The following is a 21,779-nucleotide window of genomic DNA, read 5'->3' on the forward strand; positions in this document are numbered from 1 at the left end:
GATGCGAGCCGAGTTGCAGCTCGTCGATGCCGTCATGGGATTCTTCGTCCTGGTCGCGATCCTCGCGCTCGCTCCGTTCACCTACCAGTTTATCGGCATGGTGTCGGCAGAGTCAGACCCGTTGACTGCACTCCTCATGCAGTTGATCCCTCCGCTACTCCTCATCGGGCTCGTCGTCTCAATCGGGGTGAGTGCCAGATGATGGGTTCGAGAGGCCGGATCACCGTGCCAGATGTCGTGTACACCACTGCGACGCTCGCGTTCGTCGGAGCACTTGCTCCGGTCTTTTACGACGGTCTTGACGCGAACGCGGGACAGTTGGGTACTGGAGAGGCCTTCCTTTTCCAGTTGATTGGCCCCCTTCTCGCGTTAGTATTGATGTCAGTTATCTGGTTCAAAGCGACGAGAGGTGTGTCATGAACCTTCGTTCCGAAGGTGCACGATTCGCTCTTGTCATTCTCGTCCTGTTGCTGGTGAGCGCTCCGGTTTTGGGAGCCACATATCAGTTCGAAGACTTTGAAGACGGCCTCGATGGATGGACAGAGAGCAGCGGCAGTTGGTCGATTACTTCGACATCCTACGAGGGCACTCAAGCAGTCGAATCCACATCTTTCGGCTACCTGAGGTCGAATGGAACTGCAAATTACACCGATGTTAATGCGACATTCCGTGTCTACCTCGAACCTGATGCAACGTCCCGATTCCGTCTTGGAGACGATGGCACTGACTATTATCGAGCGACCGTCGACCAAGCAGGGACTGTCGAATTTGGGGGAGTCTCAGATGGAGGGGTTACCGACAACACAACCACCGCCACAGTCCCCGCGGACGAATGGCTGCTCGGAGAAATAAGATGGCGCTCTGACGACGTCCAATTCATTCTCAAGGACCAAGCTGGGAATACGATAACGACACTAACCGAGCCACGCGAAAACGTTGGAACTGGTCAAATAACACTCATCGACCTCTCTGGAACCGTTCGTTTTGACGACATCACAACCGAGACTCGGAACCGCGATGCCACTATTTCGAACGCCACTCCATCAGCCGGTTCCCTGCAAACAGAGAGTTCGGTTGAGTTGTCTGCTGATGTTGCGGACGAAGACTTCGATATCGGTGCAACAGATACCGTCTACTTCCTAGATGGTACCGGAGCGACGATCTCGTCGACGACCGTCACTGAAAATCGAACTGTCACTGCCAACTGGTCGGGAGCAAATGCCGGCTCGAACAACTGGAGTGTCGTGGTCAACGAACCCGCTTCCGGAAACACATCATTCGGCCCGTTCAGCTTCGAATATCCGCAGAACCTCACCATTAAGAACGAGAGCGACACCCAGTTGCTCGACAACCTCTCTGAGCCAGTCACGCTACGATTTTACTACGAGAACGGCAGCACCGCAGAGGTTGTTGAACGACAGACATCAAACGGCATTGCGTCTCTTTCTGGACTCCCTGTTGACCGTTCGTTCGTGGTCGTTGCTGATGCACCCGGGTATCTCCCGCGTCGCATCTTCGTCAGCTCGCTCCTCGAACAGCAGTCAATCTACCTCCTGCCCAGCTCAGCACAACACGTCGAGAATCTTCTCACCTTGCAGGACTACTCTGGCGATTACGCGCCAGACGAGACTGTGCTTATCATCCAACGATCAATCAATGGGTCGTGGGAGACGGTTCAGGGGGACTACTTCGGTGCCACGGGTGAATACAGCGCTCAGCTGGCCTACAACGTCCGACACAGAATGATCCTCAGAAATACGCGAACGGGTGATCAGAAGGTCGTTGGACCGTACACACCCATTTCAGATGGCACGAAGAACATCAAGGTCACTCGTGAAGGAGACATCGAGCTTGTTCTCGACGCGCCTCGGGTCCTCTTTGATCCGTCGGTTGGGTCGGTTTCAGCCGTCAGCAACACCCAACTCGTCGTCACAGTCGACAACCAGAGTAGCGAACTCAGATCATGGAGTGTCGAGGTCATCTATCGTAACCAGACGGCGCAGGAAACGCTGTTCCTGACTAATGAGACCTCACCGGAGGGTGGAACGATTTCACCTGCTCTCGACCTCTCAGAGCGCGCAGGGGGGAACGTCACAGTCCTTGTCAACTACACGACTGAAGACGGACAAACGGGGCAGCGCTCTGAGACGTTCATCGTCCGCGAGACGTTCGCGAATCAGTATTCGCTCCTCTCTGTGCTCGGGAACATCGGGACGATGATTCCATCTCCGAATCTCTCGATATTCACGACGTTCATCGCAATTATCGTCTCAGTCCTTGCAGCGACTGGTGTCGCATCGGCGTTCCGCGCGAGCACCGAACTCGTCGGAGTCACCGTCGTTGGCACGCTGGCATTCTTCAGCATCATCAACTGGATCGGCGTCCCGATCGTGTTCGTCTCAGGAATGTCACTAATCGCGTTCGCAGCGCTCAGGAGGGGTCTGTAATGCGATTCAGTCACATCCTGCTGGTCTACTTCGTGATGGGCGCGATGATGTTCGGAGGCGGCGTCATCGAGTGGAATCAGTCAGGCGTCGTTGGCATCTTCGTCGAATACTCGCCCGGCGAGCAGGTCGACGTGAATCAAGACACTGCGAACGACCTCGAACGTCTCGGCGGTCCGATCCAAGAGGCAGCTGAGTCCATCGGTGGCGGGGCGCTCATTGCGCTCTGGAGCATCCTGTCGAACATCATCGGCTACCTATTCTGGCCGATAACGACATTGCTGAGTCTGAACGCTCCACTTGAGATTGTCCTTATCTTCGGTGGGATACCGACCGTCGCGTTCTTCGGCGGCATCATCACACTCATCGGGAGCACCTCATGATTCGACACACCCAAAGCATGCTCGTCGTGTGTCTCCTGGTCGCGACGATTGTCATCCCAGGCATCGTCGTCGCACAGGAATCGAACAACTCGACGGACATCAACGAAACCGCACCGTACTACGCGAACAACTCATCAAACGTCTCCGTCGACACGTGGCTCGAAGGCCGTTCAGATCCAACCCTCGACAACATCACGAACATCGCGACGCGGATCGGACCGTTCGTCATCGGCGGAGGGAGCACGAGTATCGGAAGTGCACAGGCTGGGGCGCTCGTCACCGGTCTAATGGTCCTTGCCGTCTTCCTCGGAGCAGTCATGGGGTCTGGCGTCGGATCGGCTGGAGGCGCGACGATCGCGGTCGCGATCGCCGCGGCTATCGTCCAAGTCGGTCTCGCACCGCAATGGATGTGGGCCATCGTCGTGCTCGGAGTCGGGATCGTGATGGCGACCGTCTCTATCCGCGCGTTCAGGTGACACCATGGATCCCCTCCCAACGTCCACCCCGCTCGACGCGCCAACGACCGCGTGCAGCGACCCGACGGTTGTTGTCGATGGAATCCCCGTGTGTACGAAGCAAGGCCCAGAGTGGCTTGTCAGGCTCATGTACGCACCACCAGAATGGCTCGGGCTCGCACTCAAGTTGCTCATCGTCGCAGTCGTCGTGTTGACAGCGCTCGGATACTACCGACACGGCGTCGACAAGCAGGTAATCCGAGAGAGCGCAGAGAACGGCGCGGCGTGGCTTCTCGTCCTCGCGCTTGCGACGACTCTTCGCGGGACCGGAATCGCCCCTGGTGGCTACTTCGCGACGGTACTCGTGGCTGGCGTCGGAGGTTTCGGACTGACGAAGCTCGGAGCCATCGTGATTGAGCGCCTCGACGAACGGAGGTCATCTGAGATTAGCGAGTAGAAAATCTGTACAGTCCCCTTCCAATCCCTGTCCAATTCCTCAGAAGTTATACACGTTTTAGAAAGCATTCCATCGGTATGCGAAGCCATCAGAATTCACAGAGGCGATAAGGCCATGAGCGACCCGGAACAGATTGTCAAACTTCTCGTGTCTGCGCTCATCGTCGCAGCGCTGATTCCAGCGTTCATGGGAATTAGTGGTCCGAGTGGCGAGGTCAGCTTCGAACCAACGCTCGGAAATCACACCGTCGATAAAACGACCCGCGAGATACCCGGAAGCGTCAACGTCGAGGCGACGACTGGCAACGCGCTCTACTTCGACGGCAGCGCCTCGGTCTCTTCGAACGCGGGCTCAAACATGACCAACGGGTCGTGGACAGTCTGCACGCTGGCGCAGCTCGATGAGAGCGCGGACGCCAACGCGACGTACTCCGCGTTCGCTCATGACAACGCGTCAGTTCTCATCGACTACGACCACGGCAAGTGGGCCGCGTACTACGACAACGGCTCCGCAGACGCCCGTGCGACTATCGATGCACCGTCGCCGAAAGACGGGCTGACGCCAGTCTGCGCGCGCTACGACGAATCATCTGAAGAACTCGTCGTCTCTCGCGACGGTCAAGTCTCGTCACCGGATGTACTCGACGCCAGTCCCAACACGCGGAACGCGACGTTCGCGTGGGTTGGGACGCTCGACGAGGTCCGGATCATCGGCGAGGACGTCAACAACTCGACCCTCACGGCGTACGCGAACGACCCGGTCCAACCGTTGTCGGTCAACCACCTCGGTCGAATGATGTTCGACGAGGGGAGCGGCTCGACCTCGACCGTCTACTACGACGACGGTGACGCGAACCTCTATCGCACGAGCTGGACGGGCGGCGTCGAAGGACCGAATCTCAAGCGTGGAGTCGATTACCAGCTGTTCGGTGACCCATTCACCGTGAAGGTCCTCTCGGGGAGCTACCTCGAAGGAGCACCAGTAGTCTGGGTGTCGTGGGGATCTGGCCTCCCACTCGACATCATGGACATTCTGGGTCTGCTGATGGCCCTGCTGCTGGTTGTCGCGTTCGGCAACAAAATCATGGAGGCCATGTGATGGACGAGAATCAGAACGAGAGAAATCAACAGTCAGACAGCGAGGAGAGTAGCTCGTCGGTCCCCGTGACTCGACGCCAAGTCATCGGCGCGCTTGCAAGCGCTGGTGTGTTCGGCTCGATCGCGAGCGGAGCGAGTTCGAACGAGGGTGACGGAATCACCGAGATAGGAGGCGGTTCGATGGCATCAGAAATAGGAGAACTACGAATCCAGCAGTTCCAAGGAACGTTCGCAGAACGACCAGACGCAGGCGTGGCCGACCGGGTCTACATCGTCGACGATCCAGGCCACGCCGAACACGGGGCAGTTTACTACGACGACGGCAGCTCGTGGACACTCCAAGATCGGAAGGTCGGAAAGCTAAGTGCAGAGAAGGTAGATAACACCGTCAGAGTTGCGGCATTTGATGGGGAGACAGGGGGGGAGAAAATACAGAGCGCCCTCGATGAAGCATCAACGCTTTCGGGGACGACAGAGGTGGTTGTGAGTGGTCGGGGACCAGATAGCCTGTCAAGTTCTGGAGCACTCTATTCAAGCGGATGGCGGCATAGCGGGCTAACAATCTCGGAGAACACCGTCCTGCGGCTTGTTGGTGGGGCATATCTCTTCTTGGCAGATGGGTCTGACAGTCGCTCGATAACAAATGCCGACCACACCAATCAAACGGAGAATATCCACATTATCGGGGACGGGAGTGCACACATCGACGGAAACGCGGCTAACCAAAATCCCACCAATTCCCCCGACCGTCTTGGGATTCAATTCGTTCGTATGTCCAATATCTCGGTGCATAATGTGGCCATCGGACCAACGCACGCATGGGCTTTAACGGGGGCGATTGTTGACGATTTCAGTATCAGTGATATTAAATTCGCACAAGACGGGAGTACCGCAAACCAAGACGGCGTACATCTGGTTGGTGCGTGCTCGAACGGCGACATTTACCACATCCGTGGAGTCACCCATGACGATAGCATCTCTCTCATCGCACACGACCAAGACGATGGCATGAAAGAGATTACTGGCGGCGGCAGCATCACAGACATCAACATCGCGGACGTGAGATGCACCGGTGTTGGTGCCAAAGGCGTTGTTAACCTCGCATGCGGAGACGGAAACGACATGAATGGCATCTCTATCGACCATATCCATGCACGTCCGGGGACGGGCGGCTCAGTGCTTCAAATCGCAGGCGGGCCGTTCATTGAGTCTCGCGATGGAGTTCTGCCAACGACGGATGAGTTCACAGGCATCTCCGCATCGCATCTCACGCGAGCAGACGGGGACCAGTCTGACCTCGTCCGGATTGAAAATAATATTGGGGTCCTTAGTCTCAGCGACCTGTCTTACACGGGCGATGCGTTCGAGCTGGTTCGGCAATGGCAGGGCTACACCTGCGACACGCTCAAAGTTGACGGCGCGACCTTCGAGTCCGTCAATGGGACCGGAAATATGTTCAATCTTCAAGATGAGATAATCAATCTGCATCTAAGTGGCCTCACATCACGCCAGACCGGCAGTACCAACCGTGTGTTGTTTGACGGAAGTGGGACGGGGATAATCAACAACGGGACCGTCCGTGATATAGAAGCAGAGATAGACGGAACTGTTGTCGAACTTCCCGGAACTGCGAATATCACCTTATCGGATGTTGGCGGGGATATTAGGGGTCAAGTGGTATTCACTTCGCCATCTGGCCTAAAAGTTGATGGAGGCCTCCCGCCGATTGATGTGACCACACTTCCAACCGTGCGAGGATCACAAGCATACCACGACGGGACAACAGGGACCGAGGGGCCTGCTCATTCCGACGGGACCGATTGGATTGACGCTACGCAAACCACTCTGTGATATTGCTATCTAGACAGCGTAGCCTAAATCCTTCAATCGCTCATTTAACTCCTCCTCGTCGACTTCAGCCATTTCCTCTGGCGGACTTCCTGTTATATCCTTCCTTGAGTTGGACTCGCAGACAAACCATGGTACACGCGTGAGCGAGTCATGGTACAGTTTTGTTGGGTGTCCGTAACTTTTCACAGGGATTGGAGAAGTCCGTTCGCCGAGTAGCTCTCCGTGATCGGAAGTTATAACCGTTCTACCATTCAATTCTGAGACTAATTCGGAGACATACTCAAGAACTAGTTCTAAATTCTCGTTATATGCTCTCCAAAGGTCATCGTCGGAGATCCCCCTATTCGACATAATTGCCTGAAGGTTCTTCTGAGCATGTCCAAATTTTCTGCGCCCGAAATCCCCGAGGTATGGTTTGTGTGGCTGGACATAGTGTATCACAAGCCGCTTATTTGGATATCTTTCAGCGGTTTCTAATGCTTCATCTGTGACTCTTTTGGGGGATATTCCGCCTCCTTTTTCACCCAAATCATCGTTGTCAACCAAACAATTGATTTGGTGCAATTCCGTGTTGAGTTCATCCCATAGTCTAATGATCCATCCATTTGCAGTCACGTAGACTGTATCGTGAAGTCTTTCCCGCGTGAAGTTGGTCCGCAAAAATTGAGGTGTCGATGTTCCTTTTGAAGTTTTAGATTCGAGTGAACCTTCTAAGTCAATCATTTTCTGAAGGGCATCGAAACGGCAGGCATCTAGGATCACAAGGTTATCCCAATCTTCTTCAAATATGTTTATCCCAGTTGGATTCTCGTCACCAATAGACCAGCTATTATAACGTTTGTTTAGCGCAATTAGCCCCATTGAAGGACTCTTCAGTAAAGTTTTGGCAGCTTGAAGTGGGTTCATTAGCAAATGTATTATAGAGAATTGATAAAAGAGTTGCCACAATAAGGGATTATTCTGTAGTCTCAATGAATCCACTTAGCGCCTGATTCACGACTGAGAACTTGAAAGAAAGAACATGATCCAGACGTTCCGGTCTAAAATTATATTTTGTCGGAGAGTTACCACATCGTATGGACCGGGAGTCAATGAAGATCAGCGCGGAAACAACTTACATCCGCAGTCGAGGGAATCTGAAGCTCGGGATACGACTGCTCGGGATTGCAGCATTGATCATCGGCGCACACAACATGATGCTGTCCGAAATCACCGGCACGCTGCTGTTTCCGTTCTACCGATCACTTATTGAGGGAGTCATCTTCGCACAAGGAGGCTTCATGCCCTTCGCAGATATCTTACTCATGGCTGTTGGAGCCGCAGTCGCGTGGTTCATATAGCCCGCTTCACTTCCACTTCGGTTTGCGACTGTTCAAATAATCGAACCTCGAATCGGTGAGACATGATTCGTGACGCGCGAGCGCTGCGGGACAACTTTGTGCCCGCTGACCTCGAACATCGGAACGCCGAAATCGGTCACCTCTCGTCACTCCTAAAACCGATCGAAGACGGCGAAGCTGGGTCGGATATTCTGATTACCGGACCGTCTGGTGCCGGGAAAACGACGCTCGCTCGGTTCGTTGCCGGCGAGTTGGAGCGAGCATCACTCGGCGTTCGGACCGCCTACTCGAACTGCATTTCCAATTCGACGAATGCTGCGGTCCTCCACACGCTTCTCCGAGACGCCGGACTCGCTTTCGAATTCGACCGTGGGAGCACACCTATCGGCAGCTATCTCGACAAGATCCGCGACCTCGATGATCAGTTCGTCATCATCCTCGACGAAGTCGACGTCCTCGAAGACCCGTCCCTCATCGCGATGCTCTACGACATCAACAACGTCACCACGATGATGGTCTGCGTGTCTGAAGATGCGTTTCTTGCTGGCCTCGATATGCGCGTCGAGTCGCGGGCCCGGGCTGCTGCTGGCGTGAAACTCGAAAAGTATCGTGACCACGAGATTGCGGACATCATCGGTGCTCGAGTTGAGTTCGGCCTCGACCCCGGCACCGTCGACGAAACGACCATCGACCACATGGCCTCGATCGCCGCCGGTGACGCACGTCTGGCGATCACAAACCTCCGACGCGCAGCTCAATACGCCGACGCCGAAGACCTCAGCGCACTCAGTCCGGGGCTTGTCGACGAGGTCGCCGACGAGGCCGAAGTCGAAGTTCACGAACGAAACGTCGAACGCCTCTCCACACACAAGCGACTTCTGTACGACATCATTCGCGAGGGTGGTGAGGTCACCTCGAAGCAACTGCACGCCGCGTACGAAAAGAGGATCAGCGAGCCGAAATCGAAGCCGACCCGACGCCGCTATCTCGGGGCGCTCGAACGCTACCGACTCGTCCAGAAACACGGAGCCACGCGCGGAACTCGGTACCGACTGGTCGAACCCTGACGCGGATTCGTTCATATCGCTAATCAGCAGACAGCGCGGTTATTCGTTCATTCGCTCATTTTGCGAACTCTTGAGCTACACCGCTTGTATCTCGTGAAAACACCCGAATAGGATGTGTGAAGCCGATTATTCGCTCACCTCCCTCCAAATCGTTTATACCACATCCTCATCGGCTCACGTATGTCAACGACGATTGGCAGTAGCCCGAACGGAACGAGTCGAGAACTACGGTTGCTGAGCGGGTTCGTGGTCCGCATCGAGATTACATCTGACGCAGACTACGCCGCGCGCCTCGATGTCCATCACGACGGCCGGCGATGGGTCTACGGAATCGATAGCAACGAGAAGGCGACGTTCATCGACGCGTTCGACACCGACGGTCGCGTCGACGATCCCGACGAGCCAGAGTGGATGCGCGAGGTCTTTCTGGAGTTGGAGGTCGACTGGGAATGACACTACGGTTCCGGCAGCTCGTCTTCGCCGACGTCGCCCGCGAGGAACTCTCTGCCGAGGTCAGTCAACTCATAGACACCTTCCTCGTTAGAAAACAGGCCAGCACGCTCCATCATCTTCATTCGAGCGTTGACGTAGTTCTGACCGTAGTCGATGTTGTATGCCACTACCTTTGCTGTCGCTCCAATATCATAGGATTCGTAGAACAACAAGATCTCGTAGTCAACTCCGTCTTTGAACCACGAGATACGCTCAACCATTTCCTTGAGACGCAAACTCATTACTATTCTAAAATAACAGCGTTGCGAAATAAGTTTTGTAGTCATGGCTACAATGAGAATGTAGCTATAGCTACAAAGTTTTATATTGGATGGCTATCATTGTCGGTAGTGACGACTCTCTCCGTGGCAGACATGTCGCGGAAAACGCCCGGGCTCCTGTTCCATCAGGACCCGAGCACGGGGCGTCAGCTACAATGACGACCAAATCAGCACTCTCGCGGGCACGGAATAAATCCCGCGACACGCCCGACGAAGCGTCAACTAACTGCCCCGCGTGCGGAACGCCCATCGAGGGCTTCGCCGCGAGGGGCCCCCTTAGCCGCACGGTCGAACCGTGCGGTTGCGTCCTACCGAACGTCCGCGCGACCGACATCGCGCAGGAGAACTAAGATCATGAGTTACGACTCCGACAACCTCGACCGCATCGTCAACGTCCTGCGAGACGAACTCGACGTTGGCGACTGGAGCGTCTACACCGCCCGTCGAATTTCGAACGCCACCGGCTGCACTTCGAACGAAGTCGGCTACTGGCTTTCGCGGATCAACGGGTCGCGCGACGACTACGAACCGCTCAGCATCGACGGGCTGGAAATTTCGAAGTGGAAAACCGGCGCATCGACGCCCGTCCGCTGGAAAGTCGAGCGCGTCCCGGATAGTACCGACGCGACGTCCGACTCCAAGATCATCGCCGACGGAGGCGTCCGCTGGCTCGATCTCTCGGAAGTCGAGCAGCAGATCGTGAAAGCGGTCATCGAGATCGAGAACGAAGTCGGAGACGATCCGTACGGCGTCGCGATAAAACACATTCTCGAAGAGCGCTACGGTCGCGAGATCAGCAACGCAACCGTCTACCCGAACCTCGACGACCTCGTCGAGATGGGCGTTATCGAGAAAGGCGAGATCGATCGCCGGACGAACGCGTATCACTCGACGCCCCTCGCACGCTCGATGGTCGCCGGCGAAGCCGAGCACATGGCCTCGCTGGCGGGGCTCGAACTCGCCGAAGCCGTCGCCGACGGTGGTGAGACCCAATGAGTTGCGGAATCTGTGGCTCGCCGTGTCAGGGGCGGCTCTGCAACGAGTGCGAGCTGATCCAACGCTTCGAGGACGAGCACGACTGGCTCGTCGAGGACCTCGAAGACGAACTCGATGATGAGGACGACGTCGACCGCGGCGACGGCGTCGCGACCGACGGCGGAAACGCTGAAGCCTCGCTCGGCGCGTTCGAGACCGTCGCCGAAGCGCTCGGCATCTCGCTGGACACGCTTTACCGGCGGCTCGCGCACGAGACGCCGTCGAACCCGCGCGAGTGGGAACCGCCACTCCCCGAAGCCCAAGAGCACGCCGGTGCCGAGGAGATGCACGTCAACCTCAACATCGAGCCGACCACCGCGCAAGGAGGAGTGAGTGCAGAACTTTCCGACCGAGTCAACCAGCTCTACGTCGAGGCGACGACTGAGAACGTCATCTTCGAGGTCGCCGAAGAGTTCCAGAGCGTTTCGTTCTCGACGACGTTCACGCCCGACCAAGCCAAAGCGATCGGCTGCGCGCTGATCGCGGGCTCGAAACGAGCCGCTGACGCGAACTCCGGCGTCATCGTCCGGAAGTACAACCTCGCGGGCATCGACCGTGGCGAGGGTATCGAGACTGACGGGAGTGGGGATGAGAACCCACTCGACGATCTCCTCGTCGACGCGCAAGAGCAGAAAGAACAGTTCAACGAAGCCCGAGAACGGTTGCAGTCGGTTCGGGAGAAACTGAAGCTGTTCGTCCAGCAGCTCCGCGACGACGGGACACTCAGCGAGGACGATGCAGAGGAGATCTACGGACTCATCTCTGACGGGAAGTACGGAGATGCCCGAGGAGCGATTTCAGAAGCGCTCTCCAAGAAGGAACTGAAATTCGATGACGATGAGAAGGACCTCTTCGCGCGGCACTTCTCTGAATCGTGGGAGGAGCACGTCGAGGCTGTCGAACAGGTTCGGACAGCACTTCTCGACTTCTCCCGCGACCTGAACCGAGAGGACCTCGTCGATTACCTCTACGGCAAACACTCGGGGTTGAACAAAGGAGACATCCGCGCCGTCTTCGACGCGTTCGATGAAGTCGAGCGGACTGGGCTCGGCGTCAACCGGATGGCGCGCGCCCTCACATCGTACAACCGCGACCTCAACATCCAACCGACCGAGGAGGTTCTGAAGGCCATCAAAGAGGAGGCCGAAAGATGACACCCGCGATTAAGTCCCTCGCTGGCGAGACGGAAGTCCAGTTCCAGTGTGGCGTCGCTGCGCTGACCGACGAGTGCAACCACGAGCCCGAGGTCATCGAGCTCGACGAGCCGGCGTACATCGACGCCGAAGGGATGGTCTACCTTCCTGGTCGGCCGCTCGACTGTCCCGAGTGCGGCAACCCGCACGACTTCCGCTTCAACGGCGTCGGGGTGATGTTCAGATGAGCACCGGAAACACGGTGTCCGGCTCGTTCGACGACGACCGCAAGCAGTCGCTCGCGCTCGTCGAGGGCGACGACGTCTGCGCGGCGGTCTTCATCGGTCCCGATGCGACTGACCGCGAGGTCGCCGACCTCCTGGAAGACATCCGCGCCGAGGTCTCGCAACTCACTGGGGGTGATCTGCGATGAGCGATTCAACGCACGAGGATCGCTCATCGGGTCCAGTCACGGCTGTTGATCTGTTCTGTGGCGCGGGCGGTCTATCGACCGGCCTCGCACTCGCCTGCGAAGAACTCGACCGCGAGGTCGAACTGACGGCGGTGAACCACTGGTCAAAGGCCATCGAATCGCACAAGCAGAACCACCCGTGGGCGACCCACCTGAACGCGAAGGTCGAAGAACTCCACCCGCCGGATGTCGCACCCGGCGACGGCCCGGTCGACCTGCTCATCGCCGCGCCCGAGTGTACGCACTTCAGCATCGCTCGGGGCGGCAAGCCCGTCAACGAACAGTCGCGGGCGAGTCCGTGGCACGTCGTGGACTGGCTGGAAAAGCTCGACGTACAGAACTTCCTCGTCGAGAACGTCCCCGAACTCAAGTCGTGGGGCCCGGTCGACGACAACGGGTCGCCGAGTCGCAACGGCGACATCTTCGAAGCGTGGGTCAACACGCTCCACGCGCTCGGCTACTCGGTCGACTGGCGAGTGCTGAACGCCGCGGACTACGGCGACGCGACCTCGCGACGGCGGCTGTTCGTCGTCGGCCGGAAGGGCAAGCGCGCGGAGTTCCCCGCGCCGACCCACTCGGAGAACGGCGTCGACGGGACCGACGAGTGGCGGCCGGCATCGGAGGTCATCGACTGGTCCGACCGCGGCGAGTCCATCTGGGAGCGGTCGCGACCGCTCGTGAACAACACGATGCAACGCATCGCCGAAGGCATCCGCCGGCACTGCCATGACGACCTCGCACCCTTCGCGGACGTTATCGACGACCTCGAAAAGTCCGAGGTCAGCGCGATGCAAGCGGACATCGTCGACGCCGGCGACGTGCCGGCAGTTGTCGAACAGCGGTGTGAGCCGTTCCTTGTCAAATACTACGGCACGTCAACGGCGAAGCCGGTGAGTGAGCCGATGGACACCATCACGGCGAACGGCGGCAAGTACGCGCTTTGCACGCCCTACGTCCTCGGTCAGCACGGCGGGTCGGTCGCCCGCGACGTTGACGAGCGCCCGCTTCCGACCATCGCGACGCGCGGCGCTATCGGCCTCTACCAGCCCGAAGCGTTCGTCCTGCCGCGGAACATGGTTCACGGTGGCCTCCACTCCAACGGCACCTACACGCCCGAGGAGCGCCCGCTGCACACGGTCACGGCCAACAACCACGACGGTCACGTGGTGACGCCGTACCTCATCGAATACTACGGCAACGGCCGGGCGCAGTCGCTCGACGACCCGCTTCCGACCGTGACGACGAAAGGCCGCTTCGCCTTGGTCGTCCCCGAACTCTACCCGCTCGGCCTCGACATCCGCTTCCGGATGCTCCAGCCGCGCGAACTCGCCGCGGCGATGGGCTTCCCCGAGGAGTACGAGCTGGTCGGCAACAAGACCGAGACGACCAAGCAAATCGGAAACGCCGTCCCGGTCAACCTCGCGAAGAACCTCGTGAACCAACTCCTCACGGGAGACGCGCCGTCGCTCCACACGTTCGCCCAAGAACAGGGGGTCGAAGCCGATGACTGAACACGTTCGGTCGTACCGACAGCGCTGCGAAGACTGTGGCCGCGTCGTGTCGATCGCGCCGTACTGCTCAAGCTGCGGAGCGTCTCTTCGCGATGACGAGCTGACCAAACAAGCAACCGACGAGGCGTCTTCAGTCCTGTTCGATCGCTGGCTGTGCAAGGCCGCTGAGAACATTGAGGAATGGGGTGTCCAAGACGAAGCGACGCTCCTGCTCGCGATTCAGGAGGAACTCGGAGAGCTGACGCAGGCGCATCTCGAAGCGAAGCACGAAGACGGTCGTGACAGTCGCGTCGACGAAGAGTTGGACGACCTCGGAGCGCTGCTTCTTCAGCTCCACGAGTCGCGGCAGAGAGGCGAACCCGAACGCGAAATCAAGCAAGCGTACAGGCTCGCTTGCTTGCTTACGGACGCGGAGAACCTCATGTCCGGTGAGGCTGACGAACTCGCGTGCCGTCGACCGCATCCCGACGAGCATCTCTATCATGTCGAGGAGGGGCTGAGGTTCCACGCGAACAGTATCCGAGAGAGCCACGAGGAGGTGATCTCAGATGTCTGAATCTGCATCCGCAACTGAGAGCCTGCCGTTTTGGTGTCCGTGGTGCAAGGGCGTCATCACTCTCGACGGCGAACCCGCAACGTCCGAAGTGGACGCTTACTGGCACGCCTACGACCATCAAGACAAAGGACCATACGCGGTTCTCGTCGCGGAAGAATTCACGCGAGTCAACACGACAGAAACGGAGCAACACCATGTCTGAACACGTCCTCATCCCGCTTGTGACGTACAACGGTGGCGTAACCGAGTACCGTTGTCAAAAGTGCGGGAGGACTGGTATGGACGGAATTAGAGGCAAGTGCCGGGGTGAACGATGACCGACGCTAAGTCCGAGGCACGCACGGAGATTTCGGACGACCTTCGCCGTGCAGTCGCCACTGGCGTCGTCCATGACCCACACGGCCACGTCGCCACACAGATCGTCGTCGAGGACGGCTACCCGACGCCGTACTGTGACACGTGCGCCGAGTTCTACACCGATAGCGAGGAAGAGCAATGACGGGAAGAGGCAACCGGAGTCGTCGAGTCCCGACGTGCCGAGAGTGCGGCTCGGCGTTCATCGTCCTGGACCCCGACGACGTCCACACGACAACCTGCGGTGCGTGCCGCGTGAAGCTCGAGGCACGTCTTCAGAGACTCGGCGAACTCGACCACGTCATGGGGGTGATCCGGTCGGTTCGTGCGTCCGAAGACGAGTTCCGCGCGCAGGTCGCTTCGAACTTCGACGTTGAGACGGACGACTTCGAGGTCGAGTCGGAGATCGCCGATGGTCACATCGTCCACCGCGCGAGGTGGTCGCCGTGACTGGTCCACGAGACCTCTCGCCGCGTGACGCCTGGAAGCGATACGTCGACCGCCGCCGGACGGAGCTCACCGACGGCTCTGCTGACTCCTACCACTACCGACTCAAGCTCTTTGGTCACTGGTGCGAGGACCGCGGCATCGAGACCGTCTCCGAGCTGAACGGATGGCTTCTCGACGAGTACCGAGCCCATCGCGCCGGGGAGGGCATCGCGTCGACGACGCTCCATAACGAGATGGAGACGCTTCGCGGGCTCGTCGAGTACCTCGAAAATATCGGTGCCGTCGATGGAGGTCTCGCCGAGAAGGTTGATGTTCCGCGCGTCCCCGAGGACGAGAGATCACGGGAGACGAAGCTCGCGACGGACGACGCACTCGAGATTCTCAGATTCCATCGGTCGAATGACGAGACCTACGGGTCTCTTTTTCATGCTTTCCTCGAAGTCGCGTGGCACACCGGGGCTCGTCTTGGTGCGCTTCGTGGCCTCGATCTCCGCGACTTTGATCGCGATGTCGGCTATGTCGAGTTCGTCCACCGTCCTGAGACTGGGACGCCGCTGAAGAACAAGCAGAAGGGCGAGCGCATGGTGAAGTTGCTTCCCGAGGTCGTCGATGTTCTCGACGCCTATATCGCGGGTGATCGGCGGTCGAATCACGACGAGCATGGTCGCCAACCGCTTTTCACGTCGACTCGGGGTCGCCCCGGTCGGAACACTGTTCGCGTGTGGTCCTACCGGGCGACGATGCCGTGCGTCCATGGTCCGTGTCCGCATGGTCACGACCCCGACGACTGCGAGTTTCGGTCGCACACGCACGCGAGCAAGTGCCCGTCGTCGAGGGCTCCGCACCACATCCGGACGGGGGCGATCACGTGGCATCAGGATCGGGGTATCCCGAAGGAGGTGACCGCGGAGCGCGTCAACGCCTCGCAGCGAGTCATCGACCGCCACTACGACGTCGCCACTAAACTCGAAGAGATGGAGCTGCGGAGAGGCCCGCACATGGATAAATTGAGCCTCGACTGAAGTGAAACAATGTCAACGTTTGCACCCCATAGAGAGTGTCAGGAATCGTTAGTGGGTTCGTCGGTTTCAGGAGTCCGTTATCGTCAACGGTTCGAAACCGGGCGGTCCCACTTCTACGCGAACTTACCTCCGAGCACCGCATAGCGTGTGCGAGCACACCGAATTCGCGGAGGATGGACGAAAACGGAGTTGAACCCGACGAGACCGAACGAAGTGGGGTCTTGGCTTGGTTCAGCAGCCGGGTGGTCTCTTGATTTTATGAATAAAGCGGCCCGTTTTGCTGCTACTACCCACCCCAACAGAGAGGAGTCTCAACTCGGTTTTACCCTGGCGACGTCGTTTCGACGCGAACGCGACACTCGAGCATCCAACGTGTCCGAGAGACACGCAAACTTCGTCGCAAACAGTCGGCGGCCCGGTCCCACGGGACGGCGGCGAGAAGATTTTTGCGGTGACCGGGAATCCTCTCGATTACGGTGTCAATTCAACCACTCGACGTTCTCGGCGGCCTCATGTTCCTCGCAGGAATCCTGCTCATCACGGGTCTCATTGCGCCCGGTAGCACCAGCAGCCAGCGACTCGAAACCGGCGCGATGCTCATGGTGTTAGGAACTGCCGCCGTGGCGGGACCGCGAGCGTACCGCAAGGCGCTCGACAGAACGGGATAGCCGGGCCCCCCGCGAGCGTTACGCGGTGGGTGGACGGACCGCGGCGTCGGTCGTCGTCGACGCCGGCGTCGAGGAGGGATTCCTCGCCACCGCCGATGCCGTCGAGTTGTTCGTCGCCGATTCGACTGTCGCAGTGCCACTCGAAGCGGTCTTCGCGTCGACCCACGAGTCGTACTCCGATTGGGTCATCACGACGACCTGCCCGTGCATCCTGCTGTGTCCCGTTCCACAGAGTTCGGCGCAGTAGAGGTCGTACTCGCCGGTCTGGGTCGCGCGAGTGCGTGCGACCTGCTCCTGACTGGGGAAGATGTCCTGTTTGACGCCGAGGTCGGGGACGTATATCGAGTGGATGACGTCCTCGGACTCCATCACGAGACGTACGTCTCTGTCCTGCGGGATGACGAGGCGGTTCTGCGTGGTGATGTTCTCCTCTGGATAGCGGAACTCCCAGCCCCACTGGTACGCGACGACTTCGACCTCCATGTCGGCGGTGTCATCGCCCGAAGCGGCGGCGACAGCGGGCGTGAGGTAGGGGTTCGTGAGGACGTAGTAGCCGGAGATACCGACGAAGACGAGGATGACCGCCGTCGCCACAGTCCACGTAATCTCCAGTGCAGGGTCGTCGGTGGTGGGCTTCGGGTCGTCGTTGTTGCGGAAGCGATAGATGGCGTAGAAGAGGACCAACTCCACGAACAGCGTGAGCGGGAGGGCGACGTAGAGTAGTTGCGTGTTGAGTTCGTCAATCGCCGCGCGATTGATAGATTGCGCGGCGACCGGTGCCGCCACGAGCGCGAGAGCCATCGCAACGAGAGCGAATTTGACGAGCGACCGAAGGCGACTCATTGCGTCGGGCTACCACGCGAAGGGCCAAATAGGTTGGTCACCGCTGTCTGTTGGTTTTTCGAGACAGTTCGGTTTGTCGCACCGGTTCAGCCCGTGCAACCTAGTTTTATTTCCGGCCACAGTGAACGTCACGTAATGGCACTCACTGCGGGTCTCTCCAACGGTACGAAGGGCGGTGAGTCGACCCGATGACGAGCAGAGCACTCGTCGAGATGGCCGCGCTCGCGCTCGTCGTGTTCTCGGTCGGAGCGTTGTGGGTGCGACTCCGACGCGAGAAGACCATCGAGAGCGACGGTGGCGCGACCATCCAAGAGAGCATCAGCGCCGAACTTGGGCGGTTCCAGAGACAACTGCTCCGCATCCTGACGACGACTGACCACCGCGAAATCGGCATCCTCTACATCCTCTTCGGGACGCTCGCGGGCGTCTGGGGCGGTATCGACGCGATGATGCTCCGAACGGAACTTCTCACCCCGCCCGCGGATATCTGGACGCCGGAGACCTACAACGCGCTCTTTACGACGCACGGGTTGACGATGCTCATCTTCTTCGTGCTTCCCGTGTTCTTCGGCATCGCGAACTACTTCATCCCGCTTCTCATCGGCGCGGACGACATGGCGTTTCCCCGCGTCAACGCCATCGGGTTTTGGCTCCTCCCGCCCGCGCTGTTGCTTGTCCGGATGGGGCTCTTCGTCCAGGTCGGCGGCCAGTTTCTCGGCCTGTTCTCCCCGGAGGAGACGATTCGGTTCTTCCTCAGCCTCCGCGAGGTCGGCGTCGGCTGGACGCTCTACGCGCCGCTTTCGGTACAGAGTCAGAACCCACAGCTCGACCTGTTGCTTCTCGGCCTCCATCTCAGCGGTATCTCGACGACCGTCGGGGCTCTCAACTTCATCGTGACCATCGTCCACGAGCGCGGCGAGAACGTGACGTGGGCGAACCTCGACATCTTCTCGTGGAACATCCTCGTGACGAGCGGGCTGGCGCTGTTCGCGTTCCCGCTTCTCGGGAGCGCGCTCGTCATGCTCCTCCTCGACCGCAACTTCGGGACGACGTTCTTCGCCGTCGAAGGCGGCGGTGCGATTCTGTGGCAACACCTGTTTTGGTTCTGGGGCCACCCGGAGGTCTACATCCTGTTCCTCCCCGCAACGGGGCTCATGAGTACGATTCTCCCGAAGTTCGTCGGGCGGAAGCTCTTCGGCTACCGCTTTATCGTCTACTCGACGCTCGGCCTCGGCGTCCTCTCGTTCGGGGTCTGGGCGCACCACATGTTCGTCACGGGCGTCGACCCCCGAATCAAGGCGTCGTTCATGGCCGTCTCCATCGCAATCGCCGTCCCCAGCGCCATCAAGGTCTTCAACTGGCTGGCGACGATGTGGGAAGGCGACATCCGGATGAGCGCCCCGTTCATGCTCTGTGCCGGCAGTATCTCGACGTTCATCATCGGCGGCGTCACCGGCGTGTTTCTGGCGGTCATCCCCGTCGACATCCTCTACCACGGCACGTACTACGTGGTCGGCCACTTCCACCTCATCGTCGTCGGCATCATCCCGTTCATGATGGTCGCCGCGAGCTACTACTGGTATCCGCTCATGACCGGCCGCTGGTACGACACGCGGCTGGCGAAGTTCCAGGCCGTGCTCATGATTGTCGGGTCACTCGTGACCTTCATGACGCTCCTCATCATCGGCGGGGTCGGCCTGCCACGGCGGCAGGCAATCTACCCACCGGAGTACCAGTTCGCAAACCAGATTGCGACCGTCGGCGCGTACGTCATCGGGCTGAGCGTCCTGCTGTGGCTCTACAACGTCGTGGTCTCGTACTGGCGAGGCGCGCCGGTCGAAACGACTGACCCGTGGAACCTCAAGGCGACGAGGCAGTTCACGAAGGAGTGGCAGTGGTTCGAATCCCGGATGGTCGCGCAGTACGGACTGTCGCCGGCCACGCCGTCGTCGGTTCGACGGTCGTTCGACCCGTCCGCGGAACCGGAGGGGCTGGCGGGGGGTGTCGGCTCGGTCATTCAGGACGTGTCTCGGAAGGCTTCGGCGGCCGCCATCGGCGGCATCGTCGGCACGCTCCTCATGACCGGCGGCCTCGGGACGGCGGTGTTCATCGACGTGCTCGACCCGGCCTCGTTCGGTGAGATCGCGGAACTCGTCGGGCTCCCGGCGAGTCCCGTCCTCGGCTCCCTCCTCTTTCTCGTCGGCGGAACGGTCACGTGGCCGCTTCTCTTCCTCGCCTTCCGCGAGTTCCTGCCCGGGCGGTTGCTCTTCGAACGCGGACTGGTGTTCTCGACGCTCATCTGGACCGGGTTCGTGGTGGCGTTCTACACCGGCCAGCAGGGACTCGGCCTCGTCGGCTACCTCGCGTTCGGCCTCGTCGCCCACTGGTCGTACGGGCTCGGGTTGACCGTCACCTTCCAGTACCTGCGGTCGAGACAGCGGGCCGCGCTGGGAGGGGGAGAATGAGTCGGAGCGACGATTCGGTGCTGTTCACCTACATCGCACCCTTCCTCGGCGTGTTGCTCGTCGCCGTCGGCATCGCCGCGGCCGTCCCCGCCACGTACGACGTGATTCAGGACGACATCACGACCTGCGGGACGCCCACTATCGCGGTCGATTCGCCCGAGGAAACCACGGCCCGCTTCGGTGAGGACCCGCGACCGAACCTGACGCGGTTCGCCTACGAGGACCTCTCGGAGGCCGAACAGGAGGCGTTCAGGGACGCCCTCGACGACGCAGTCGGGGAGTCCCGCGTCGACGGCGAGTTCCCACATTACGGCGCGTTCCTGAACGGGAGCCTCGTCACCTACGAGGGCGAGCGCCACTACACGACCGTCGTCGCCGAGAACCCCTGTTTCGTGGCCGCGCCGCTCCAACTGCCGCTGGGCGTGTTCGCAATCGCCCTCGGGGGCATCGGCATCCTGACGCCGCCCGCGTATCGAAAACTGGTCGCGCTCGAAGAAGGCGCGGAGTGAGAGGAGGCGGCACGGGGCCGCCGTCGCCGCGGACACCTCAATCTTCTCCAGCCATCTCCCCAGTCGCCTCAGCCGAGTTCCGCGCCGACGTAGACGACGGCGACGAGGAATATCCAGACCACGTCCACGAAGTGCCAATAGAGGGCGACCGTCCGAACCGACGTGTCCCGCTCCGCCGTGTACTGCCCGCGGAGCGCGCGCCCGAAGACGAGTATCAGGAGCAGGACACCGAGCGAGACGTGCAGGCCGTGAAGCCCCGTGAGACCGTAGAAGGCACTGGCGAACGCGCCGCTCGTGAGCGTGAACCCCTCTTCCGCGATGAACTCGTAGTACTCGAGCACCTGCCCGCCGAGGAACACGACGCCGAGGACGACTGTCGCGGCCATGCCGCCGAGGAAGCCGCGGCGGTTCCCGGCTTCGAGGGCGTGGTGGCCGTAGTGGAGCGTGACGCTGCTCACGACCAACAAGAGCGTGTTCACGAGGACGAGCGAACCGAGGAGGTGCGGGAGTTCGGTCGGGGGCCACGTCCCGACGCGGATGAACCCGTAGTAGACGAACCCCGCGAGGAACGTCGCCACGTCGGAGACGAGAAACAGCACCATCCCGCTGACGTACATCGGCTCGCGGTCGGTCGTCGAGGCGTCCCAGTAGTCGGCCAGAAACGCCTCGTACGTCCACCCGGCGATGCCGCCGAGGAACCCGATGACGCCGAGGCCGACGAGAACGAGCGGAATTGCGGTCGGCACGAGGGACGAGCCCACGAGAAAGAGGCCGGCGCCGGCGTACAGTCCAGCGGCACCGCCGGCGGTGACAAGCGGCCACCGACTCGTGTGTTCGTGTTCGCCGGTCGCCGACCCGACCGCGGTGTCGCTCAGTCCCATGCGAAACCGGTGG

The 21,779-nt window shown here is 59.7% G+C and carries 27 protein-coding genes; 23 read left to right on the forward strand and 4 right to left on the reverse strand.

The features are described from left to right. Window position 1 precedes the first annotated feature (1 nt). The 7 genes from C5B90_RS06405 to C5B90_RS06440 all read left to right on the forward strand — a co-directional run bounded on the left by C5B90_RS06405 (window position 2) and on the right by C5B90_RS06440 (window position 6,687). The gene (locus C5B90_RS06405; RefSeq protein ID WP_115879977.1) at window positions 2–202 is read left to right on the forward strand and encodes a hypothetical protein; all 201 of its coding nucleotides are present in this window, start codon (window positions 2–4) and stop codon (window positions 200–202) included. A 214-nt stretch (window positions 203–416) separates the two neighbouring features. Then, window positions 417–2,447: a hypothetical protein gene (locus C5B90_RS20275; RefSeq protein ID WP_148708204.1), complete on the forward strand. Its 2,031-nt coding sequence runs from the start codon at window positions 417–419 to the stop codon at window positions 2,445–2,447. Beyond that, entirely contained in the window at window positions 2,447–2,827 is a 381-nt protein-coding gene (locus tag C5B90_RS06420; protein ID WP_115879983.1) for a hypothetical protein, read from the forward strand. Before C5B90_RS20275 ends, C5B90_RS06420 begins: the two co-directional genes overlap by 1 nt. Then, window positions 2,824–3,303 (forward strand): hypothetical protein, encoded by a 480-nt coding sequence (locus C5B90_RS06425; protein ID WP_115879985.1) that lies wholly within the window; start codon window positions 2,824–2,826, stop codon window positions 3,301–3,303. The genes C5B90_RS06420 and C5B90_RS06425 overlap by 4 nt, the downstream gene beginning before the upstream one ends. Before the next feature lie 4 nt (window positions 3,304–3,307). Then, the gene (locus C5B90_RS06430; protein WP_115879987.1) at window positions 3,308–3,739 is read left to right on the forward strand and encodes a hypothetical protein; all 432 of its coding nucleotides are present in this window, start codon (window positions 3,308–3,310) and stop codon (window positions 3,737–3,739) included. A gap of 114 nt (window positions 3,740–3,853) precedes the next feature. Next, window positions 3,854–4,837, forward strand: coding sequence for a hypothetical protein (locus C5B90_RS06435; RefSeq protein WP_115879989.1), 984 nt, complete (start codon window positions 3,854–3,856; stop codon window positions 4,835–4,837). Next, entirely contained in the window at window positions 4,837–6,687 is a 1,851-nt protein-coding gene (locus tag C5B90_RS06440) for a hypothetical protein (RefSeq protein ID WP_115879992.1), read from the forward strand. The genes C5B90_RS06435 and C5B90_RS06440 overlap by 1 nt, the downstream gene beginning before the upstream one ends. Window positions 6,688–6,696: 9 nt before the next feature. On the opposite strand, the gene C5B90_RS06445 is transcribed toward C5B90_RS06440, so the two are convergent. After that, complete coding sequence (locus tag C5B90_RS06445; RefSeq protein ID WP_115879994.1) at window positions 6,697–7,593, reverse strand: sulfatase-like hydrolase/transferase; 897 nt, start codon at window positions 7,591–7,593, stop codon at window positions 6,697–6,699. A 170-nt stretch (window positions 7,594–7,763) separates the two neighbouring features. Between C5B90_RS06445 and C5B90_RS06450 the strand changes: the two genes are divergently transcribed. From C5B90_RS06450 to C5B90_RS06460, 3 genes are all read left to right on the forward strand, one after another. Beyond that, window positions 7,764–8,027: a hypothetical protein gene (locus C5B90_RS06450; protein WP_115879996.1), complete on the forward strand. Its 264-nt coding sequence runs from the start codon at window positions 7,764–7,766 to the stop codon at window positions 8,025–8,027. A gap of 62 nt (window positions 8,028–8,089) precedes the next feature. After that, complete coding sequence (locus tag C5B90_RS06455) at window positions 8,090–9,094, forward strand: Cdc6/Cdc18 family protein (protein WP_115879998.1); 1,005 nt, start codon at window positions 8,090–8,092, stop codon at window positions 9,092–9,094. A 180-nt stretch (window positions 9,095–9,274) separates the two neighbouring features. Beyond that, a complete protein-coding gene (locus tag C5B90_RS06460; protein WP_115880000.1) occupies window positions 9,275–9,547 on the forward strand; it encodes a hypothetical protein in 273 nt (90 codons plus the stop codon). A gap of 2 nt (window positions 9,548–9,549) precedes the next feature. Here C5B90_RS06460 and C5B90_RS06465 read toward each other — a convergent pair whose 3' ends face one another. After that, a complete protein-coding gene (locus C5B90_RS06465) occupies window positions 9,550–9,828 on the reverse strand; it encodes a MarR family transcriptional regulator (RefSeq protein WP_233511909.1) in 279 nt (92 codons plus the stop codon). A gap of 393 nt (window positions 9,829–10,221) precedes the next feature. Between C5B90_RS06465 and C5B90_RS06475 the strand changes: the two genes are divergently transcribed. The 11 genes from C5B90_RS06475 to C5B90_RS06520 all read left to right on the forward strand — a co-directional run bounded on the left by C5B90_RS06475 (window position 10,222) and on the right by C5B90_RS06520 (window position 17,068). Beyond that, window positions 10,222–10,863, forward strand: coding sequence for a helix-turn-helix transcriptional regulator (locus C5B90_RS06475; protein ID WP_115880002.1), 642 nt, complete (start codon window positions 10,222–10,224; stop codon window positions 10,861–10,863). Further along, window positions 10,860–12,056 (forward strand): hypothetical protein, encoded by a 1,197-nt coding sequence (locus C5B90_RS06480; RefSeq protein ID WP_199517444.1) that lies wholly within the window; start codon window positions 10,860–10,862, stop codon window positions 12,054–12,056. The genes C5B90_RS06475 and C5B90_RS06480 overlap by 4 nt, the downstream gene beginning before the upstream one ends. Then, complete coding sequence (locus tag C5B90_RS06485) at window positions 12,053–12,283, forward strand: hypothetical protein (protein WP_115880004.1); 231 nt, start codon at window positions 12,053–12,055, stop codon at window positions 12,281–12,283. Before C5B90_RS06480 ends, C5B90_RS06485 begins: the two co-directional genes overlap by 4 nt. Then, a complete protein-coding gene (locus C5B90_RS06490; protein WP_115880006.1) occupies window positions 12,280–12,468 on the forward strand; it encodes a hypothetical protein in 189 nt (62 codons plus the stop codon). The genes C5B90_RS06485 and C5B90_RS06490 overlap by 4 nt, the downstream gene beginning before the upstream one ends. Next, the gene (locus C5B90_RS06495; RefSeq protein WP_115880008.1) at window positions 12,465–14,018 is read left to right on the forward strand and encodes a DNA cytosine methyltransferase; all 1,554 of its coding nucleotides are present in this window, start codon (window positions 12,465–12,467) and stop codon (window positions 14,016–14,018) included. Before C5B90_RS06490 ends, C5B90_RS06495 begins: the two co-directional genes overlap by 4 nt. Next, window positions 14,011–14,574, forward strand: a complete 564-nt coding sequence (locus C5B90_RS21020; protein WP_233511912.1) for a hypothetical protein — start codon at window positions 14,011–14,013, stop codon at window positions 14,572–14,574. Before C5B90_RS06495 ends, C5B90_RS21020 begins: the two co-directional genes overlap by 8 nt. After that, window positions 14,567–14,776, forward strand: coding sequence for a hypothetical protein (locus C5B90_RS20280; protein ID WP_148708205.1), 210 nt, complete (start codon window positions 14,567–14,569; stop codon window positions 14,774–14,776). Before C5B90_RS21020 ends, C5B90_RS20280 begins: the two co-directional genes overlap by 8 nt. 111 nt (window positions 14,777–14,887) lie before the next feature. Beyond that, window positions 14,888–15,073, forward strand: coding sequence for a hypothetical protein (locus tag C5B90_RS06505; protein WP_115880010.1), 186 nt, complete (start codon window positions 14,888–14,890; stop codon window positions 15,071–15,073). Next, window positions 15,070–15,378 (forward strand): hypothetical protein, encoded by a 309-nt coding sequence (locus C5B90_RS06510; protein WP_115880012.1) that lies wholly within the window; start codon window positions 15,070–15,072, stop codon window positions 15,376–15,378. Before C5B90_RS06505 ends, C5B90_RS06510 begins: the two co-directional genes overlap by 4 nt. Next, on the forward strand, window positions 15,375–16,400 hold the full coding sequence (locus C5B90_RS06515; RefSeq protein WP_115880014.1) for a site-specific integrase: 1,026 nt from the start codon (window positions 15,375–15,377) through the stop codon (window positions 16,398–16,400). The genes C5B90_RS06510 and C5B90_RS06515 overlap by 4 nt, the downstream gene beginning before the upstream one ends. Window positions 16,401–16,876: 476 nt before the next feature. Beyond that, a complete protein-coding gene (locus tag C5B90_RS06520; protein ID WP_115880016.1) occupies window positions 16,877–17,068 on the forward strand; it encodes a hypothetical protein in 192 nt (63 codons plus the stop codon). Window positions 17,069–17,086: 18 nt separating this feature from the next. Here the strand turns inward: C5B90_RS06520 and coxB are convergent, their stop codons facing one another. Then, entirely contained in the window at window positions 17,087–17,911 is an 825-nt protein-coding gene (coxB, locus tag C5B90_RS06525) for a cytochrome c oxidase subunit II (RefSeq protein WP_115880018.1), read from the reverse strand. 188 nt (window positions 17,912–18,099) lie between these two features. On the opposite strand from coxB, the gene C5B90_RS06530 reads away from it, so the two are divergent. Continuing rightward, entirely contained in the window at window positions 18,100–20,376 is a 2,277-nt protein-coding gene (locus C5B90_RS06530) for a DUF6789 family protein (RefSeq protein ID WP_115880020.1), read from the forward strand. After that, the gene (locus C5B90_RS06535; RefSeq protein WP_115880022.1) at window positions 20,373–20,885 is read left to right on the forward strand and encodes a hypothetical protein; all 513 of its coding nucleotides are present in this window, start codon (window positions 20,373–20,375) and stop codon (window positions 20,883–20,885) included. Before C5B90_RS06530 ends, C5B90_RS06535 begins: the two co-directional genes overlap by 4 nt. A 68-nt stretch (window positions 20,886–20,953) precedes the next feature. Here C5B90_RS06535 and C5B90_RS06540 read toward each other — a convergent pair whose 3' ends face one another. Beyond that, on the reverse strand, window positions 20,954–21,766 hold the full coding sequence (locus C5B90_RS06540) for a heme-copper oxidase subunit III (protein WP_115880024.1): 813 nt from the start codon (window positions 21,764–21,766) through the stop codon (window positions 20,954–20,956). Window positions 21,767–21,779 lie beyond the last annotated feature (13 nt).

This window comes from Haloferax sp. Atlit-12N, from assembly GCF_003383095.1.
Classification (GTDB): domain Archaea; phylum Halobacteriota; class Halobacteria; order Halobacteriales; family Haloferacaceae; genus Haloferax.

Excerpts from the sequence above, each read along its gene's own strand:
- C5B90_RS06405 (WP_115879977.1), top strand. The coding sequence starts at position 2 with ATGCGAGCCGAGTTGCAGCTCGTCGATGCCGTCATGGGATTCTTCGTC.
- C5B90_RS06485 (WP_115880004.1), top strand. The coding sequence starts at position 12,053 with ATGACACCCGCGATTAAGTCCCTCGCTGGCGAGACGGAAGTCCAGTTC.
- C5B90_RS06540 (WP_115880024.1), bottom strand. The coding sequence starts at position 21,766 with ATGGGACTGAGCGACACCGCGGTCGGGTCGGCGACCGGCGAACACGAA.
- C5B90_RS06460 (WP_115880000.1), top strand. The coding sequence starts at position 9,275 with ATGTCAACGACGATTGGCAGTAGCCCGAACGGAACGAGTCGAGAACTA.
- C5B90_RS06420 (WP_115879983.1), top strand. The coding sequence starts at position 2,447 with ATGCGATTCAGTCACATCCTGCTGGTCTACTTCGTGATGGGCGCGATG.
- C5B90_RS20280 (WP_148708205.1), top strand. The coding sequence starts at position 14,567 with ATGTCTGAATCTGCATCCGCAACTGAGAGCCTGCCGTTTTGGTGTCCG.
- C5B90_RS06495 (WP_115880008.1), top strand. The coding sequence starts at position 12,465 with ATGAGCGATTCAACGCACGAGGATCGCTCATCGGGTCCAGTCACGGCT.
- C5B90_RS06480 (WP_199517444.1), top strand. The coding sequence starts at position 10,860 with ATGAGTTGCGGAATCTGTGGCTCGCCGTGTCAGGGGCGGCTCTGCAAC.
- C5B90_RS06425 (WP_115879985.1), top strand. The coding sequence starts at position 2,824 with ATGATTCGACACACCCAAAGCATGCTCGTCGTGTGTCTCCTGGTCGCG.
- C5B90_RS21020 (WP_233511912.1), top strand. The coding sequence starts at position 14,011 with ATGACTGAACACGTTCGGTCGTACCGACAGCGCTGCGAAGACTGTGGC.
- C5B90_RS06455 (WP_115879998.1), top strand. The coding sequence starts at position 8,090 with ATGATTCGTGACGCGCGAGCGCTGCGGGACAACTTTGTGCCCGCTGAC.
- C5B90_RS06505 (WP_115880010.1), top strand. The coding sequence starts at position 14,888 with ATGACCGACGCTAAGTCCGAGGCACGCACGGAGATTTCGGACGACCTT.
- C5B90_RS20275 (WP_148708204.1), top strand. The coding sequence starts at position 417 with ATGAACCTTCGTTCCGAAGGTGCACGATTCGCTCTTGTCATTCTCGTC.
- C5B90_RS06490 (WP_115880006.1), top strand. The coding sequence starts at position 12,280 with ATGAGCACCGGAAACACGGTGTCCGGCTCGTTCGACGACGACCGCAAG.
- C5B90_RS06530 (WP_115880020.1), top strand. The coding sequence starts at position 18,100 with ATGACGAGCAGAGCACTCGTCGAGATGGCCGCGCTCGCGCTCGTCGTG.
- C5B90_RS06510 (WP_115880012.1), top strand. The coding sequence starts at position 15,070 with ATGACGGGAAGAGGCAACCGGAGTCGTCGAGTCCCGACGTGCCGAGAG.
- C5B90_RS06475 (WP_115880002.1), top strand. The coding sequence starts at position 10,222 with ATGAGTTACGACTCCGACAACCTCGACCGCATCGTCAACGTCCTGCGA.
- C5B90_RS06440 (WP_115879992.1), top strand. The coding sequence starts at position 4,837 with ATGGACGAGAATCAGAACGAGAGAAATCAACAGTCAGACAGCGAGGAG.
- C5B90_RS06435 (WP_115879989.1), top strand. The coding sequence starts at position 3,854 with ATGAGCGACCCGGAACAGATTGTCAAACTTCTCGTGTCTGCGCTCATC.
- C5B90_RS06450 (WP_115879996.1), top strand. The coding sequence starts at position 7,764 with ATGGACCGGGAGTCAATGAAGATCAGCGCGGAAACAACTTACATCCGC.
- C5B90_RS06445 (WP_115879994.1), bottom strand. The coding sequence starts at position 7,593 with ATGAACCCACTTCAAGCTGCCAAAACTTTACTGAAGAGTCCTTCAATG.
- C5B90_RS06430 (WP_115879987.1), top strand. The coding sequence starts at position 3,308 with ATGGATCCCCTCCCAACGTCCACCCCGCTCGACGCGCCAACGACCGCG.
- C5B90_RS06465 (WP_233511909.1), bottom strand. The coding sequence starts at position 9,828 with ATGAGTTTGCGTCTCAAGGAAATGGTTGAGCGTATCTCGTGGTTCAAA.
- coxB (WP_115880018.1), bottom strand. The coding sequence starts at position 17,911 with ATGAGTCGCCTTCGGTCGCTCGTCAAATTCGCTCTCGTTGCGATGGCT.
- C5B90_RS06535 (WP_115880022.1), top strand. The coding sequence starts at position 20,373 with ATGAGTCGGAGCGACGATTCGGTGCTGTTCACCTACATCGCACCCTTC.